Raw genomic sequence first — 16,442 nt, 5'->3', positions numbered from 1 at the left:
TCACAAGCCCAGAATCATCTGCGCGATGATGTTTTTTTGAATTTCGTTCGAGCCGCCGTAGATCGACGTCTTGCGGAAGTTGAAGTAGTACGCGGCGAGCGGCGCGGCATCGTCGTCGCCGGCGAGGCTGTGTTCACGTTCGCCTTCCAGATACGCGGGGTCGAACGCGGCGGCTTGCGGGCCGACGGCTTCAACCATGAGTTCGGTCAGCGCTTGCTGGACTTCGGTGCCCTTGATCTTGAGCATCGATGCCTCTGGTCCCGGCCCGCGGCCGTTCGCTTCGCTCGCGACCACGCGTTGCACAGTGACTTCGAGCGCCATCACCTCGATTTCAAGCGCAGCAATTTTCGAAGAGAACACGGGGTCGCTGAGTAACGAACCGCTACCCTTCTTCTGATTCGCGGCCAGCCGTTTCAGGAACACGAGTTCGCGCTTCGATTGCCCGACGCGCGCAATGCCCGTGCGTTCATGTCCGAGCAAATACTTCGCATAGGTCCAGCCGCGATTTTCTTCGCCAATGAGGTTTTCAACCGGCACTTTTACGTCTTCGAGGAAAACTTCGTTGACCTCGTGATCTTCATCGAGCGTGATGATCGGCCGCACGGTAATGCCCGGCGTTTTCATATCGATAAGAAGAAACGAGATACCTTCCTGCTTCTTCGCGCCGGTGTCGGTGTCGGTGCGCACGAGGCAGAACATCATGTCCGCGAATTGGCCGAGCGTGGTCCAGGTTTTCTGGCCGTTGACCACGTAGTGATCGCCCTGGCGCTCAGCGCGCGTTCTCAACGATGCCAGATCAGAACCGGATCCGGGTTCCGAGTAACCCTGGCACCACCAGTCGGTGCCATCGAGAATGCGCGGGAGATAGTGGGCTTTTTGCGCGTCGCTGCCGTATTTCATCAGCACAGGCGCGACCATCGATACCCCGAACGGCAACACGCCCGGCGCACCGATACGCGCGCATTCTTCGTCCCAGATATGGCGCTGCGTCGCGTTCCAGCCGGGACCGCCGTACTCTTTCGGCCATGCGACAACGGACCAGCCGCGCGTACCGAGCAGCTTGTGCCAGCCCGCGTAGTCGTCGCGATTCAGACGTTTGTGTTCGAGCACCTTGGTCCGCAGAGCTTGCGGCAGGTTTGCGTCGAGCCAGGCGCGGATGTCGGCGCGAAATGCGTCGTCGGCGGGGGAATAATTCAGGTCCATGTGCGGTGTCTCCTGTCATGACCCGGGTCGGCCATGAGGAGACGCGCGCTAGGCTGAACCAGATTCAGCTTATTGCAGCGGCTCTTTCAGTGCGGCCGGCACAGGCAACGGCATCACGTCGATGCCTTCTTCCATCAATGCGTGCGCATCTTCCGGCGTTGCGACGCCACGAATATTGCGCGCCGGCGCTTCGTCGTAATGCATGCGTCGCGCCTCTTCAGCAAAACGATCGCCCACGTTCTCGGTCTTCGCGAGAATTTGCCGCATGAACTGCAGCGCACGCGCCTGAAGCGCCTGATCTGCGTCTTGCGTCGGCCGGACTGCTTGCGCAGCGCCAGAACTGGCCGCTTCTTTCTCGCCTTGATCGGAACTGCTCGATGAACGGGCCGCTAGCAAATTCAGCCGTGGGGCCGACGGCATGCGGCTCACCTCTGTTGTCGAGCACACCGGGCAAGCCACGAGCTTGCGCGACAACTGGGATTCGAACTCATCGGTCGAAGCAAACCAGCCTTCGAAACGATGGTCGTGTGAGCACTTCAAGTCGAGAACCTTCATGCTGATCGGGGCTTGCCAGAAAGTTTAATCGCAAAAACGCGTTTTGTGAACGACCGTTCGCAAAAAATGACATTGCGACGGTTCGATGGAATGGTGGAACACACGTTCGATTTTAGCCCGACGCTGGAACCCGTGCCGAAAGGTGTGCACGCATGATTTGACAGACAAATAAAAAGCGGCCTTGTTAGCCGCTTTTTTGTCGAAAGTTAGTCTTTTTAATCGCTGATCGGATCGCCCAACGCCCACTCACCCGACATCACCTTCTCCAGCCAGAAGCTGCCGATGATCGTCTTGACGTCGCTGATATGGCCGCTTTTGATCCACTCCAAAACCTGCGACTGGTCCGCGATGAACGTCTCCAGGAACTCGCCCTCGTCGAGCTTGCGCTCGCCTGCCGTCAACCCGCGCGCCAGATACACGTCGATGAATTCGGTGGAGTACGAAATCACTGGATGAATCCGCGTCAACAGAAACCATTCGCGCGCCGTATACCCGGTTTCTTCGAGGAGCTCGCGTTTTGCACACGCCAGCTCGCTCTCGTTCGGATCGATCTTGCCGGCGGGATATTCGAGGAGGACCTTGGCGATCGGATATCGATACTGCCGTTCAAGCAGCACGCGGCCGTCATCGAACAGCGGCAGGATCATCACGGCACCCGGATGTTCGACGAACTCGCGCGTGGCATGCTTGCCATCAGGCAGTTCAACCGTATCGATCTTGAGCGTGAGGAACTTGCCCTTATGCAGCAACTTGCTCTCGACCGTCTTCTCGAGCAAGCCATCATCGGAATCGGGGAAATCGAGAGATTGATCAGCCATCGTGCACCTTGAAAGAAACGCGCTGTTAGAGCGCGAGAATCAGGCCGCTGCCGGCTGTCGCGGTCAGCGGCGCTTGACGAGATACTGGAACGCGAAACCGGGGAACGCGAGCACCAGGAACAAGCTGAAGGTCACGGCGTAAAACTGCCAGCCCTGCTCGAAGCGGTTACCCGCACGCGCCTCGAGCATAAAGCCGAGCACGCCCACGACAAAATAAAGCACGATCAATTCCGCGATGCGAATCCAGCCGTTTTTCTTCGTCGTCTTGATTGGCACGACGGAGAAAAGACGCTGATTCACGAACGGGAGGTTGGCGCCGACCAGCGCCAACAACACGATAAACCAGCCCGCTGCCGACATTAGAGCTGGAACGGCAAGGTGTGCGTGATCGCTGCCAGACAGGCGTTCATCAGCGGACCGGGGACAATGCCAAGCACCAGCACAGCCAGGCCGTTAAAGGCGAGCAGCGCGCGCTTGAGGTTGTCTGCGATGATCGGTGATGCATCGGTCGGTGCATCGAAGTACATCAGCTTGACGATACGCAGGTAGTAGAACGCACCCACGAGCGACGACAAGACAGCCAGCACCGCGAGCCACGTCAGGCCGGCGTTCATGGTGGCCTCGAGCACGGCAAGCTTCGCGTAGAAGCCGACCATCGGCGGAATGCCGGCGAGCGAGAACATCATGATCATCATCACGAATGCGAACACCGGGCTACGCTGGTTCAGGCCCTTGAAGTCATCGAGTGTTTCGGCTTCGAAGTCCTTGCGTGCCAGCAACATGACTACGCCGAAGGTGCCGAGCGTGGTCAGCAAATAGATGATGCTGTAGAACATGGCCGAGCTATACGCGTTCGCCGCGCCGTCAGCCTTGCCGTCGACCACCCCTGCCAGCATGCCGAGCAGCACGAAGCCCATGTTCGAGATAGCCGAGTACGCCAGCATCCGCTTGATGTTCTTCTGCACGATACCGGTCACGTTACCCACGATCAGCGACAACGCGGCCAGGATCACCAGCATCTCTTGCCAGTCCACGGCCAGCGGCAGCAGCGCCATCACCAGGAAACGCAAGCCCCACGCAAACGCTGCAGCCTTCGGGCCACCGCCAGTGAGCAGCGTCATCGCCGTCGGTGCGCCTTGGTACACGTCAGGCACCCACATGTGGAACGGCACTGCGCCCATCTTGAACGCCACGCCTGCTACCACGAAGATCACGCCGAACAAAAGGACCGCGTCGTTGATGCGGCCCGTTGCAATCGCCTTCGCCACTTCGTTCAGTTCAAGCGAGCCGGTCGCGCCGTACAGCATCGAGATACCGTAGAGCAAAAAACCCGAGGCGAGCGCGCCGAGTACGTAGTACTTCATCGCGGATTCGTTGGCTTGCGGCGAATCCTTGCGCAACGCGATCACTGCGTACAACGACAACGACATCAGTTCCAGGCCGAGATACAGCGTCAGGAAGTTGTTGCCGGAAATCATCACGCACTGGCCGAGCAGCGAGAACAAACCGAGCAGGAAGAAGTCACCGCGGAACAGGTCGCGATCTTCAAGATACTTGCGCGAATAGATGATCGACACCGCGAAGCCGAGGGTCACGACCGCTTTCATCGCGCTCGCAAACGGGTCGACCACGTACATGCGCGTGAAGTAGTAATGCGGCGTGGGATCGAGCGCCTGGAAGGCGAACCACACACCGACCACAATGGCCGTCACAACCGATATCAGATAGGTCGTGTGACGGCTCTTCGCGCCGAAGATGGTGTCGTTCAACCAGGCCACGACGACCATCAACATCAACAGTCCATCGGGTAACAGGGCACTCATGGGGGCGTTTTGCATGATCTTTTATTTCCTCCGCACGCGTTACTGGGCCAGCGGCAGTTTGGACTGCGCGACGTGGGAGAGGAGATTTTCTACGGATGCGTGCATCACGTCGGTGAACGGCTTCGGATACAGGCCCATGTACAGCGTGAATACAGCAAGCACGGCAAGCATGAAGAATTCGCGCTTGTTGATATCTTTAAGCTTCGCCACGTGCTCGTTCGCTACCGCGCCGAAATGCACGCGCTTGTACATCCACAGCGTGTAAGCCGCGCCGAGAACCAGCGTGAAGGTCGCCAGGAAACCGATCCAGAAGTTGAACTTCACGGCAGCCAGAATCACCATGAATTCACCGACGAATCCCGAGGTACCCGGCAAACCGCAGTTGGCCATGGCGAACAACATGGCGAATGCGGCGAACTTCGGCATCACGTTCACCACACCGCCGTAGTCGGCGATCCGGCGCGAGTGCATGCGGTCATACAGCACGCCGATACACAAGAACATGGCGCCCGAGACGAAACCGTGCGAGATCATCTGGATGATCGCGCCTTCCATGCCGAGCGTGCTGAAGATAAAGAAGCCAAGCGTGACGAAGCCCATGTGCGCAATCGACGAATACGCGACCAACTTCTTCATGTCTTCCTGCACCAGCGCCACGAAGCCGATGTAGATCACCGCGATCAGCGACAACGTAATCACCACCGGCGCCAGGAAATGGCTGGCATCCGGCGCGATAGGCAGCGAGAAGCGGATGAAACCGTACGCACCGAGCTTCAGCATGATCGCGGCCAGCACGACCGAGCCGCCCGTCGGCGCTTCCACGTGGGCGTCAGGCAACCATGTGTGGACCGGCCACATCGGCACCTTCACGGCGAAGGCCATGAAGAACGCGATGAACAGCAATATCTGCGGCGTGAAGCCGATCTTGAATGCCTGCCACGTAGCGATGTCGAACGTGTGCGTCTGCGTGTACAGGTACAGCAACGCGATCAGCATCAACAGCGAGCCCATCAGCGTGTACAGGAAGAACTTGAACGAGGCATAGACCCGGTTCGCCCCACCCCACACGCCGATGATGATGTACATCGGGATCAGCGTGGCTTCGAAGAAGACGTAGAACAACATGCCGTCGGCGGTCGAGAACACGCCGATCATGAGGCCCGACAAGATCAGGAACGCGGCCAGATACTGCGCCACGCGCACCGTGATGACTTCCCACGCGCTGATGATCGTGATCACCGTGATCAACGCCGTCAGCACGACGAACCACATGGAAAGACCGTCGACACCCAGGTGATACGAGATGTTGAAGCGGTCGATCCAGACTGCCTTCTCTTCGAACTGCAACGCGGCCGACGAATTGTCGAAGCCGGTAATCAGCGGAATGGTGACGATCAGTCCAAGAATGGAGCCGATCAATGCAAGCCAGCGCGACGGGCCTGGATTGCTGTCGTTGCCTATTGCCAGTACAAGGATGCCGACGATGATCGGCAACCAGATAGCGAGACTAAGAATGGGTAAAGAGTGCATAGATAGGTGTCCCCGCCTTATTTGCCGCCGAGCGTTACAAACAGGGTCAAGAGCCCCAACATGCCAATAATCATGGCGAACGCGTAGTGATAGATGTAACCGGATTGAAGGAAGCGAATCACACCGGCGAACCAGCCGACGAACTTCGCGAGGCCATTGACGATGCCGTCGATAACAGCGACATCGCCCTCTTTCCAGAGCCCGCGGCCAATGGCGACCGCGCCCTTTGCAAATACGACGTCGTTGATTTTGTCGAGGTAGTACTTGTTGTCGAGCAGGTTATAGATCGGCAGGAAGCGTTGCTTGATCACGCCCGGCAGATCCGTGCGCTTCCAGTACAGGAACCACGACACGACCACGCCCGCGAGCGCCAGCCACACCGGCAAGCCTTCGACCGAACTCAGGCCCATCGCGAACCAGCCGTGGAATTCCTCGGCCATTTCATGCAGCGCCGGATGGTTTTCGCCGATGAAAATCACCTTGTCGAACACCACGCCGTGCGAGAAGAAGTCGCCGAACAGCATTGGACCGATTGCAATTGCACCGATGATCACCGACGGAATGGCAAGCAGGATCAGCGGCAGCGTAATAACCCACGATGTTTCGTGCGGAACGTGTGCGTGATCATGACCGTGCCCATGATCGTCATGGCCGTGTGCACCGTGACCATGTGAATCATGTGGGTGCGCCGCGGCTTCTGCAGCTTCGATACCCATCGGGCTTTCCGGATGCTTCGGACCACGGAAGCGCTCCTTGCCGTGGAACACCAGGAAGTACATGCGGAACGAATACAGCGCCGTCACGAACACGCTCGCCACGACCGCGAAATACGCGAAACCCGAGCCGGCGATGTGCGAGGCCTTCACTGCATCGATGATGGAATCTTTCGAGTAGAAGCCCGAGAAGAACGGCGTACCAATCAACGCAAGCGAACCGATCAACGACGTGATCCAAGTGATCGGCATGTATTTACGCAGGCCGCCCATGTTGCGCATGTCCTGATCGTGATGCATGCCGATGATCACCGAACCCGCGCCAAGGAACAGCAGCGCTTTAAAGAACGCGTGCGTAGCCAGATGAAACACGGCGACCGGATAAGCGGAGACGCCGAGCGCCACCGTCATGTAACCGAGTTGCGAGAGCGTGGAGTAAGCCACCACGCGCTTGATGTCGTTTTGCACCACACCCAGGAAGCCCATGAACAGCGCCGTGATCGCGCCGATCACCGTCACGAACGACAACGCCGAATCCGACAATTCGAACAGCGGCGACATGCGTGTGACCATGAAGATACCGGCCGTCACCATGGTTGCCGCGTGGATCAGTGCGGAGATAGGCGTCGGGCCTTCCATGGAGTCCGGCAGCCACACGTGCAGCGGGAATTGCGCCGACTTACCCATCGCGCCGATAAACAGGCAGATACAGGCAACGGTCAGCAAACCCCAGTCGGTGCCCGGAAACGTCATGCCGGCAAGCGCGGTACGGTGAGCGAAGACATCGCCGTAATTCAGCGAACCCGCAAACGCCAGCAACAAGCCGATGCCGAGCAGGAACCCGAAGTCGCCCACGCGGTTCACCAGGAACGCCTTCATGTTCGCGTAGATGGCCGTCGGACGGGTGTAGTAAAAGCCGATCAGCAGGTACGACACGAGACCCACCGCTTCCCAGCCGAAGAACAGCTGCAGGAAGTTGTTGCTCATCACGAGCATCAACATGGAGAACGTGAAGAGCGAGATGTACGAGAAGAAGCGCTCGTAGCCCACTTCTTCATCGGCCATGTAGCCGATCGTGTAGATGTGCACCATCAGCGAAACGAAGGTGACGATCACCATCATCATCGCGGTGAGCGAGTCGACCAGGAAGCCGATCTCCATCTTCAGCGGACCGACCGTCATCCATTCGTAGATGGTCGCGTTGAAGCTCGCGCCTTGTATTACGTCGAAGAAGACGAAACACGAGAGCACGAACGAGATCATCACGCCGAGGATCGTGATGCGGTGCGAAGCCTTGCGCCCGATCTTCCAGCCAAACAGGCCGGCGATCAGCGAACCGGCAAGTGGCGCCAGCGCAATCGTGAGCAGAAGGTTTTCATTGAGTGTCATGGACATATCTGTCTTGCCTGAAATTAACCTTTGAGCTGATCGAGGTCTTCGACGTTGATCGTGTCGAGACTGCGGAACAATGTGACCAGGATAGCGAGGCCGATTGCGGCTTCAGCCGCCGCGACCGTCAGCACGAAGAACACGAAGATTTGTCCGTGGATGTCGCCGAGGTAATGCGAGAAGGCGACGAAATTCGTGTTGACCGCCAACAGCATCAATTCGATAGCCATCAGGATGATGATCACGTTACGTCGATTCAGAAAAATCCCGACGATGCTGATCGCGAACAGGATCGCGCCAAGCACGAGGTAATGGGCAAGACTCAACATGATTGTTTTTCTCCTCAGCCTTTGTTGTCGACCGTGCCGGCGCCGGCATTGCCGGTGACGGGCGGTTCGGTCGCGGCGTCCGGCGCTTCGGTTTCGGACTTCATCTTGACGATCCGCACGCGATCTTGCGCACGCACCTTAACCTGGTCGCTGATGCGCTGGCGCTTGCTGTCCTTCTTCTCACGAACGGTCAGCGAGACGGCTGCGATGATGGCCACCAGCAAGATCAGGCCGGCGATTTCAAACGCGAAGATGTAGTCGGTGTAGATGACCTTGCCGATCAGGTGCGAATTCGACATCACCTCGTTCGGACCCACGCCGGAACCGACTCCGTTCACCAGCATTGCGTCGCGCACCGGCGTAACGGTTGCGCCGTAGCCGTGCCAGAGAATCAGCGCGGTTTCTATGATGATGATCGCGCCCACGATGCTGGCTATGGGCACGAACTTCTTGAAGTCGCCATGCAGCACGTCGAGGTTGATATCCAGCATCATCACCACGAACAGGAACAGCACCATCACTGCGCCTACATAGACGAGAACCAGCAGAATGGCGAGGAATTCGGCTTCAAGCAGCATCCAGATCGCGGCCGCGTTGAAGAACGCGAGCACGAGGAACAGCGCGGACGCTACCGGATTGCGCGAAGTGATCACCTTCAGCGCCGAGACAACCAGCAGCAACGCGAAGATGTAAAACAGTACGGTCGTGAATTCCATGATTACCGGTTCATCGTTAGGCTTTGTGTTTTGACACAAGCGCGCCGAGCCGCGTTTTTTTAAGAACGCAACCACCAACTTTGGCGCGCGGGCCGGAACAGCAGGTCAATTCAAATGCAGGAACAGCAAGGTGCGCGGCGATGTTCAGCTTGCTCTGCCCCGCTTCGCTTTATTGCTCTTCTTTACCGAGCTTCTTACCGATACGGCGCGTCAGCAGCCTTCGCAGCCGCAATCTCCGTTTCATAACGGTCGCCCACTGCGAGCAGCATGTCTTTCGTGAAATACAAGTCGCCGCGCTTCTCGCCGTGATACTCGAGGATGTGCGTTTCGACGATCGAATCGACCGGGCAGCTTTCTTCGCAGAAACCGCAGAAGATGCACTTGGTCAAGTCGATGTCATAACGCGTGGTACGGCGTGTGTTGTCAGCGCGCGTTTCCGATTCGATCGTAATGGCGAGCGCGGGGCACACGGCTTCGCATAACTTGCACGCGATGCAGCGTTCTTCGCCATTTTCGTATCGGCGTAATGCGTGCAGGCCACGGAATCGCGGGGAGATCGGCGTCTTCTCTTCCGGGAACTGAACGGTCACCTTACGCTGGAACAGATAACCGCCTGTCAGCGCCAGACCCTTCAGCAACTCGGTCAGGAAAAACGTTTTGAAGAAATTCTGAAATGCGTTCATGGTTATTTCATCCGCCCATTATTTCCAGATGTTCAGCGGCGACATGATCCAGAACCCGACCACGACCACCCACACCACCGACACCGGCAGAAAGATTTTCCAGCCGAGACGCATGATCTGGTCATAGCGATAACGCGGGAACGTCGCACGAGCCCAGATGAACACCGACAGCAGGAAGAAGATCTTCAGCACGAACCAGAAAATGCCCGGGATGAAGGACAGGAAACCAAACGGTGCACTCCAGCCGCCAAGGAACAACGTGCTTGCGATCGCCGAGATCACGATCATGTTGATGTATTCAGCCAGGAAGAACAGCGCGAACGCCATGCCCGAATAATCGATCATGTGGCCCGCGACAATTTCCGACTCGCCTTCCACCACGTCAAACGGGTGACGGTTCGTTTCAGCAATACCCGAGATGAAGTACACAACGAACATGGGCAGCAGCGGCAGCCAGTTCCACGAGAGGAAGTTGATACCCCAGTTCGCGAAAATGCCCTGCTCTTGCGACACCACGATGGCCGACATATTCAGGCTGCCCGTGACCATCAGCACAACGACGAGCGCGAAGCCCATCGAGATTTCGTACGAGACCATTTGTGCTGCTGCGCGCATCGCACCGAGGAACGCGTACTTCGAGTTCGACGCCCAACCGGCGAGGATCACGCCGTACACGCCGACGGACGAAATCGCCATCACGTAGAGCAGGCCCGCGTTGATGTCGCCGAGCACCGCTTTCGCCTGGAACGGAATCACCGCCCACACCGCGAACGCGGGCACCACGGTCATGATCGGCGCGATCAGGTAGATCCAGCGGCTTGCTTGCGTCGGCTGAATCACTTCCTTTAGCAACAGCTTCAGCACGTCGGCGATCGGCTGCAACAGACCGAGAGGACCCACGCGATTCGGGCCGAGACGAACGTGCATCCAGCCGATGAGCTTGCGTTCCCACAGAATCAGGTACGCCACGCACAGCAGGATCACTACCGAGACCACGAGAATGCGGACTAAGGCCCACACCGTCGGCCAGGCGACGCCGAGAATCTGCGTCCCGCCTGCGTTGATCGTATCGAACAAGCCCATTTACGCCTTCTCCACTACCAGTTCACCGAACAGAGCCCCGAGCGCTGCACCGGCCGACGTTCCCGCCGATACACGCACCACGCTTTCCGCCAGGTTCGCATCACGAAATGCCGGCAGGACCACCGCGAGATCACCTTGGGCGACACGCACTGCATCGCCGTTTTTCAGACCGAGTTTCTCGAACAGCGACGTCGGCAATCCAACCACGTTTGCGTCGCGCGCAGCAGCCGTCAGATGCAACGATTCAGCGCGACGCGACAACGCGTCGGCATGGTAAATCGGCGTGTCGGCGAGACGTTCGTAGCGGCCTTCGTTTGCTGCCGCTTTCGAAACAGCCTTGATCGCCACGTTCGTCTTGTTCGACAGACGCGCCGTCAAATCGCCGCTCGTGCCCAATGCCGCGTCACGGACTTCTTCGGCGGTATCGAATTCGAAACCCTTCAGGCCGAGGATGCTGCCCAGAACGCGCAGGACCTTCCAGCCCGGACGCGTTTCGCCCAGCGGACGTACCACGCCGTTGAACGTCTGCGCAGTGCCTTCAGCGTTGACGAACGTGCCCGACGTTTCCGTGAACGGCGCGATGGGCAGCAGCACGTCGGCGTAATCAGCGCCATGCTTGAATGCCGACAACGCGACAACCATTTCTGCCTGCTTCAATGCGGCCAGCGCTTGAGCCGGGTTGGCGGTATCGAATGCGGGTTCGACGTTGAACAGCACGTAACCCTTGCGCGGCTGTTCGAACACTTCACGTGCGTTCAGTCCGCCTTCGCCCGGCAGTGCATCGACGAGATGCGCGCCAACCGTATTAGCCGCTTCCGTCAGATAACCCAGCGTGGCGCCGGTGTTGTCAGCGATCCATTGGCATACCGCCTGGATCTGCGCAAACTGCGGATGCTGAACCGCGCTGTTGCCGAGCAACACCACGCGCTTTTCACCCGCCGACAACGACGCCGCAATGTCTTTCGCCGCAGCCGATGCTTCATACGAAGCGAACGCTTCCGGCACTGCAACGCCTCGTGCTTCGCCAACCGCTGCAGCCAGACTGCCGAGGCGGTCGAGCCATTCCGACGGCGCCGCGACTACGCGATGCGCAGCCGGAATCAGCGAATCGTCATTGGTCGCGTTCAGGAACGTGAGCATTGCCCCGCCCTTGGCGGCCTGACGAAGGCGCGCAGCAAACAGCGGATGATCGCGACGCAGGAACGAACCGACGACAAACGCCGTATCGATATTCGTCAGGTCTGCGATCTTCATGCCAAGCCACGGTGCGCTGTCCGAAACCGGCGCCGAGAAATCGCTCTGACGCAGACGGAAGTCGACGTTCGGCGACCCCACGCCTTCAGCAAACTGCTTCAGCAAATACAGTTCTTCGACGGTGCTATGCGGCGTAGCCAAAGCAGCGATCTGATTCGCGCCATGATCGGCCGTAATGCCCTTGATACCCTTCGCCACGTATTCCAGCGCTGTTTGCCAGTCGGTCTCGATCCACTTGCCGCCCTGCTTCAGCATAGGCTGTGTGAGACGTTCGTCGCTGTTCAGCGATTCGTACGAAAAGCGATCCTTGTCCGAGATCCAGCATTCGTTGATGGCTTCGTTTTCCATCGGCAGAACGCGCATGACACGGTTGTTCTTGACTTGCACGACCAGGTTCGCGCCGACGGAATCGTGCGGGCTGATCGACTTGCGGCGCGACAGTTCCCACGTACGGGCGCTGTAGCGGAACGGCTTGCTCGTCAACGCACCGACCGGGCACAGGTCGATCATGTTGCCCGACAGTTCCGAGTCCACCGTCTTGCCAACGAACGACGTGATTTCCGAATGCTCGCCACGACCCAGCATGCCGAGTTCCATCACGCCGGCCACTTCCTGACCGAAACGGACACAACGCGTGCAATGAATGCAACGCGTCATTTCTTCCATCGAGATCAGCGGTCCGACGTTCTTGTGGAACACCACGCGCTTTTCTTCGTTGTAGCGCGATTGCGACTTGCCGTAACCCACGGCCAAGTCTTGCAGCTGACATTCGCCGCCCTGATCGCAAATCGGGCAATCGAGCGGGTGATTGATCAGCAGGAATTCCATTACGGACTGCTGCGCCTTCACGGCCTTGTCCGATTTCGTCCGCACGATCATGCCCGCCGACACCGGCGTGGCACAGGCGGGAACCGCCTTCGGCATTTTCTCTACTTCGACCAGACACATCCGGCAGTTCGCCGCGATCGACAGTTTCTTGTGATAGCAAAAGTGCGGAATGTAGGTATCTACCTTATGCGCAGCCTGGATCACCATGCTGCCTTCAGGCACTTCTACACTTTTGCCGTCGATTTCTAGTTCAACCATGATGGGGAATGGTCCTTGGCCTGATCACTGATCACGCGGTAAGCGCTTCGGACGTGTGCGCGTGATGCGCGTGTCCGTCGACGAGACAATGTTTATGCTCGACGTGATATTCAAATTCGTCCCAGAAGTGCTTCAGCATGCCGCGCACCGGCATAGCCGCCGCGTCGCCGAGTGCACAGATGGTGCGACCCATGATGTTTTCTGCGACCGAGTTCAGCAGATCCAGGTCTTCCTTGCGCCCGAGTCCATGTTCGATCCGATGAACCACGCGATACAGCCAGCCCGTACCTTCGCGGCAAGGCGTGCATTGACCGCACGACTCTTCGTAATAGAAGTACGAAAGACGCAGCAGCGAGCGCACCATGCAGCGCGTTTCGTTCATCACGATAACGGCGCCCGAACCGAGCATTGAGCCGGCTTTGGCGATCGAGTCGTAGTCCATGTCGGTCTTCAACATGATGTCGCCCGGAATCACCGGCGCCGACGATCCGCCCGGGATCACCGCTTTCACCGACTTGCCGCGCACGCCACCGGCCAACTCGAGCAGGGTTTCGAACGATGTGCCCAGCGGCACTTCGAAGTTGCCCGGACGATTGACGTCGCCAGCCACCGAGAAGATCTTCGTGCCGCCATTGTTCGGCTTGCCGATCTCGAGATATTTCTGCGGGCCGATAGCCAGCAGGAACGGTACGGCTGCGAATGTTTCAGTGTTGTTGATCGTGGTCGGCTTGCCGTACACGCCGAAGCTCGCCGGGAACGGCGGTTTGAAGCGCGGCTGGCCTTTCTTGCCTTCCAGCGACTCGAGCAACGCAGTTTCTTCGCCGCAGATATACGCGCCGTAACCATGGTGCGCATGCAGCTCGAACGAGAACCCCGAACCCAGGATATTTGCTCCGAGGTACCCGGCCGCACGCGCTTCTTCAAGCGCCTGTTCGAAGATCCGATAGACCTCGAAAATCTCGCCGTGAATGTAGTTGTAGCCAACCGTGATGCCCATGGCATACGCGCCGATGGCCATGCCTTCGATCAACGAATGCGGATTCCAGCGCAGAATGTCGCGGTCTTTAAACGTACCCGGTTCACCTTCGTCCGAATTGCAGACGAGGTACTTCTGCCCCGGGAACTGGCGCGGCATGAAGCTCCACTTGAGGCCGGTCGGGAAACCCGCACCGCCGCGGCCGCGCAAGCCCGACGCCTTGACGTCGGCAATGACCTGCTCTTGCGGAATTTTTTCTTCGAGAATGCGGCGCAGCTGGGCATAACCGCCGCGCGCCACATAGTCTTCAAGGTGCCAGTTTTCGCCGTTGAGGCCGGCGAGAATCAGGGGCTGGATGTGGCGGTCGTGGAGAGACGTCATTTCGATAGTTCCTCGAGGAGCGTGTCGATCCGCTCGCGACTCATGAAGCTGCACATACGGTGATTGTTCACGAGCATCACGGGTGCATCGCCACACGCGCCGAAACATTCGCCTTCTTTCAAGGTGAACTTGCCGTCGGCGGTGGTTTCGCCAAAGTCGATACCAAGCTTTTGCTTCAGGTATTCAGCCGCGCTTTCCGAGCCGCCGTCCGGACCGAGCTGGCACGGCAGGTTCGTACAGAGCGTGATCTTGTGTTTGCCGACCGGCGAGGTCTCGTACATGGTGTAGAACGTCGCCACCTCCTGCACGGCCACGGCGGGCATGCTGAGGTAATCGGCGACAAACTGCATCAGCTCCGGCGACAGCCAGCCGTGCTCTTCCTGAGCGACAGTCAACGCCGACATCACCGCGGACTGTTTCTGGTCCACGGGATATTTCGCGATCGCGCGATCGATTTCTTTCAGGCCTTCAGCTGAGATCATTTCAGACACGACTCTTTCAGTTCCTACCGAACGAAAACCCGCCGCGTCCTTCTTTTGCGGCAGACCTGGCGTCCTGCTGTTGTTGGTTCGCCGGCAAGCTCAGCGCTGTTGCGCGTGCGTGCCGGCGTGGTGCGGCGCAGAGTGCTCGCGACTGCATGTCAGCGATCGATCTCACCGAACACGATGTCCTGCGTGCCGATGATCGTCACCGCGTCCGCAATCATGTGACCGCGAGCCATTTCGTCGAGTGAAGCAAGATGCGCATAACCCGGAGCACGAATCTTCAGTCGATACGGCTTGTTCGCGCCATCCGAAATCAGGTAAATACCGAACTCGCCCTTCGGATGTTCGATTGCCGCATACGTCTCACCTTCGGGAACGTGAAAACCTTCCGTGAAGAGCTTGAAGTGGTGAATCAGCTCTTCCATGTTGGTCTTCATGCCCACGCGCGACGGCGGCGCAATCTTGTGATTGTCGACCATCACCGGGCCTGGATTCTTACGAAGCCAGTCAATACATTGTTTCGCGATGCGGGTGGACTGACGCATTTCTTCCACGCGCACGAGATAACGGTCGTAGCAGTCACCGTTCACGCCGACCGGAATATCGAAATCCAGTTGATCGTAGACTTCGTACGGCTGCTTCTTGCGCAGATCCCATTCAATGCCCGAGCCGCGCAGCATCGCGCCGGTCATGCCGAGCTGCAATGCGCGCTCAGGACTGACCACGCCGATACCCACCAGACGCTGCTTCCAGATACGGTTATCGGTCAGCAACGTCTCGTATTCATCGACGCACTTCGGAAACCGCCCAAAGAACTCTTCGATGAAATCGAGCAACGAACCCTGACGCGTTTCGTTCATCCGCGACAACGCCTTCGCATTGCGGATTTTCGACGCCTTGTATTGCGGCATTGCGTCAGGCAGATCGCGATACACGCCGCCCGGACGGTAATACGCCGCGTGCATCCGGGCGCCGGAGACCGCTTCATACACGTCCATCAAATCTTCGCGTTCACGGAACGCATACAAAAACACCGCCATGGCGCCGACGTCGAGCGCGTGCGAGCCGATCCACATCAGGTGGTTCAGCACGCGCGTGATTTCGTCGAACAGCACGCGGATATATTTCGCGCGAACCGGGATGTCGATGCCGAGCAGCTTCTCGATCGCCAGCACGTAGCCGTGTTCGTTGGCCATCATCGACACATAGTCGAGACGGTCCATGTACGGCACGGACTGAATGAAGGTCTTCGATTCCGCGAGCTTTTCAGTCGCGCGATGCAACAGGCCGATATGCGGATCGGCGCGCTGAATCACTTCGCCGTCCAGTTCCAGCACGAGGCGCAGCACACCGTGCGCGGCCGGGTGTTGCGGACCGAAATTGAGCGTGTAGTTCTTGATCTCTGCCATGGCGTTCTC

Annotated in this window: 15 protein-coding genes; all 15 read right to left on the bottom strand. The window is 58.4% G+C overall.

Annotated features, from left to right (window positions below):
• The 15 genes from ACMX25_RS22755 to ACMX25_RS22685 all read right to left on the bottom strand — a co-directional run bounded on the left by ACMX25_RS22755 (window position 1) and on the right by ACMX25_RS22685 (window position 16,433).
• Complete coding sequence (locus ACMX25_RS22755) at window positions 1–1,203, bottom strand: acyl-CoA dehydrogenase family protein (protein ID WP_414952317.1); 1,203 nt, start codon at window positions 1,201–1,203, stop codon at window positions 1–3.
• A gap of 69 nt (window positions 1,204–1,272) precedes the next feature.
• Entirely contained in the window at window positions 1,273–1,758 is a 486-nt protein-coding gene (locus tag ACMX25_RS22750; RefSeq protein WP_414952316.1) for a DUF1178 family protein, read from the bottom strand.
• A 215-nt stretch (window positions 1,759–1,973) separates the two neighbouring features.
• Window positions 1,974–2,576, bottom strand: coding sequence for an NUDIX domain-containing protein (locus ACMX25_RS22745; RefSeq protein WP_414952315.1), 603 nt, complete (start codon window positions 2,574–2,576; stop codon window positions 1,974–1,976).
• 63 nt (window positions 2,577–2,639) lie between these two features.
• Window positions 2,640–2,936, bottom strand: a complete 297-nt coding sequence (locus tag ACMX25_RS22740; RefSeq protein ID WP_299720054.1) for a DUF2818 family protein — start codon at window positions 2,934–2,936, stop codon at window positions 2,640–2,642.
• Complete coding sequence (gene nuoN, locus ACMX25_RS22735; RefSeq protein WP_299720052.1) at window positions 2,936–4,414, bottom strand: NADH-quinone oxidoreductase subunit NuoN; 1,479 nt, start codon at window positions 4,412–4,414, stop codon at window positions 2,936–2,938. Before nuoN ends, ACMX25_RS22740 begins: the two co-directional genes overlap by 1 nt.
• Before the next feature lie 24 nt (window positions 4,415–4,438).
• Complete coding sequence (locus ACMX25_RS22730; protein WP_414952314.1) at window positions 4,439–5,929, bottom strand: NADH-quinone oxidoreductase subunit M; 1,491 nt, start codon at window positions 5,927–5,929, stop codon at window positions 4,439–4,441.
• A 17-nt stretch (window positions 5,930–5,946) separates the two neighbouring features.
• A complete protein-coding gene (gene nuoL / locus ACMX25_RS22725) occupies window positions 5,947–8,037 on the bottom strand; it encodes an NADH-quinone oxidoreductase subunit L (RefSeq protein ID WP_414952313.1) in 2,091 nt (696 codons plus the stop codon).
• A gap of 17 nt (window positions 8,038–8,054) precedes the next feature.
• Entirely contained in the window at window positions 8,055–8,360 is a 306-nt protein-coding gene (gene nuoK, locus ACMX25_RS22720; RefSeq protein WP_031360677.1) for an NADH-quinone oxidoreductase subunit NuoK, read from the bottom strand.
• 14 nt (window positions 8,361–8,374) lie between these two features.
• The gene (locus tag ACMX25_RS22715) at window positions 8,375–9,076 is read right to left on the bottom strand and encodes an NADH-quinone oxidoreductase subunit J (protein WP_414952312.1); all 702 of its coding nucleotides are present in this window, start codon (window positions 9,074–9,076) and stop codon (window positions 8,375–8,377) included.
• 194 nt (window positions 9,077–9,270) lie between these two features.
• Window positions 9,271–9,759 carry an NADH-quinone oxidoreductase subunit NuoI gene (gene nuoI / locus ACMX25_RS22710; protein WP_299715067.1) on the bottom strand — a complete coding sequence of 163 codons (489 nt, stop codon included), beginning with the start codon at window positions 9,757–9,759 and terminating at the stop codon, window positions 9,271–9,273.
• A gap of 18 nt (window positions 9,760–9,777) precedes the next feature.
• Window positions 9,778–10,842, bottom strand: coding sequence for an NADH-quinone oxidoreductase subunit NuoH (gene nuoH, locus ACMX25_RS22705; RefSeq protein ID WP_414952311.1), 1,065 nt, complete (start codon window positions 10,840–10,842; stop codon window positions 9,778–9,780).
• Window positions 10,843–13,182 carry an NADH-quinone oxidoreductase subunit NuoG gene (gene nuoG, locus ACMX25_RS22700; protein ID WP_414952310.1) on the bottom strand — a complete coding sequence of 780 codons (2,340 nt, stop codon included), beginning with the start codon at window positions 13,180–13,182 and terminating at the stop codon, window positions 10,843–10,845.
• Window positions 13,183–13,213: 31 nt separating this feature from the next.
• The gene (gene nuoF / locus ACMX25_RS22695) at window positions 13,214–14,539 is read right to left on the bottom strand and encodes an NADH-quinone oxidoreductase subunit NuoF (RefSeq protein ID WP_414952309.1); all 1,326 of its coding nucleotides are present in this window, start codon (window positions 14,537–14,539) and stop codon (window positions 13,214–13,216) included.
• Complete coding sequence (gene nuoE, locus ACMX25_RS22690; RefSeq protein WP_414952341.1) at window positions 14,536–15,021, bottom strand: NADH-quinone oxidoreductase subunit NuoE; 486 nt, start codon at window positions 15,019–15,021, stop codon at window positions 14,536–14,538. Before nuoE ends, nuoF begins: the two co-directional genes overlap by 4 nt.
• Window positions 15,022–15,179: 158 nt before the next feature.
• Window positions 15,180–16,433 carry an NADH-quinone oxidoreductase subunit D gene (locus ACMX25_RS22685; RefSeq protein WP_414952308.1) on the bottom strand — a complete coding sequence of 418 codons (1,254 nt, stop codon included), beginning with the start codon at window positions 16,431–16,433 and terminating at the stop codon, window positions 15,180–15,182.
• Window positions 16,434–16,442: the final 9 nt, after the last annotated feature.

Origin of the sequence: Caballeronia eucalypticola (genome assembly GCF_047608185.1) — a bacterium.
In the GTDB taxonomy this organism is placed as follows: domain Bacteria; phylum Pseudomonadota; class Gammaproteobacteria; order Burkholderiales; family Burkholderiaceae; genus Caballeronia.
The sequence above is the reverse complement of the archived record's forward strand: the minus strand, read 5'-3'. Positions and strand labels throughout refer to the sequence as shown.

What these genes read in the sequence shown, in the direction of transcription:
- ACMX25_RS22755 (WP_414952317.1), bottom strand. Translation starts at nt 1,203, where the DNA reads ATGGACCTGAATTATTCCCCCGCCGACGACGCATTTCGCGCCGACATC.
- ACMX25_RS22750 (WP_414952316.1), bottom strand. Translation starts at nt 1,758, where the DNA reads ATGAAGGTTCTCGACTTGAAGTGCTCACACGACCATCGTTTCGAAGGC.
- ACMX25_RS22745 (WP_414952315.1), bottom strand. Translation starts at nt 2,576, where the DNA reads ATGGCTGATCAATCTCTCGATTTCCCCGATTCCGATGATGGCTTGCTC.
- ACMX25_RS22740 (WP_299720054.1), bottom strand. Translation starts at nt 2,936, where the DNA reads ATGTCGGCAGCGGGCTGGTTTATCGTGTTGTTGGCGCTGGTCGGCGCC.
- nuoN (WP_299720052.1), bottom strand. Translation starts at nt 4,414, where the DNA reads ATGCAAAACGCCCCCATGAGTGCCCTGTTACCCGATGGACTGTTGATG.
- ACMX25_RS22730 (WP_414952314.1), bottom strand. Translation starts at nt 5,929, where the DNA reads ATGCACTCTTTACCCATTCTTAGTCTCGCTATCTGGTTGCCGATCATC.
- nuoL (WP_414952313.1), bottom strand. Translation starts at nt 8,037, where the DNA reads ATGTCCATGACACTCAATGAAAACCTTCTGCTCACGATTGCGCTGGCG.
- nuoK (WP_031360677.1), bottom strand. Translation starts at nt 8,360, where the DNA reads ATGTTGAGTCTTGCCCATTACCTCGTGCTTGGCGCGATCCTGTTCGCG.
- ACMX25_RS22715 (WP_414952312.1), bottom strand. Translation starts at nt 9,076, where the DNA reads ATGGAATTCACGACCGTACTGTTTTACATCTTCGCGTTGCTGCTGGTT.
- nuoI (WP_299715067.1), bottom strand. Translation starts at nt 9,759, where the DNA reads ATGAACGCATTTCAGAATTTCTTCAAAACGTTTTTCCTGACCGAGTTG.
- nuoH (WP_414952311.1), bottom strand. Translation starts at nt 10,842, where the DNA reads ATGGGCTTGTTCGATACGATCAACGCAGGCGGGACGCAGATTCTCGGC.
- nuoG (WP_414952310.1), bottom strand. Translation starts at nt 13,182, where the DNA reads ATGGTTGAACTAGAAATCGACGGCAAAAGTGTAGAAGTGCCTGAAGGC.
- nuoF (WP_414952309.1), bottom strand. Translation starts at nt 14,539, where the DNA reads ATGACGTCTCTCCACGACCGCCACATCCAGCCCCTGATTCTCGCCGGC.
- nuoE (WP_414952341.1), bottom strand. Translation starts at nt 15,021, where the DNA reads ATGATCTCAGCTGAAGGCCTGAAAGAAATCGATCGCGCGATCGCGAAA.
- ACMX25_RS22685 (WP_414952308.1), bottom strand. Translation starts at nt 16,433, where the DNA reads ATGGCAGAGATCAAGAACTACACGCTCAATTTCGGTCCGCAACACCCG.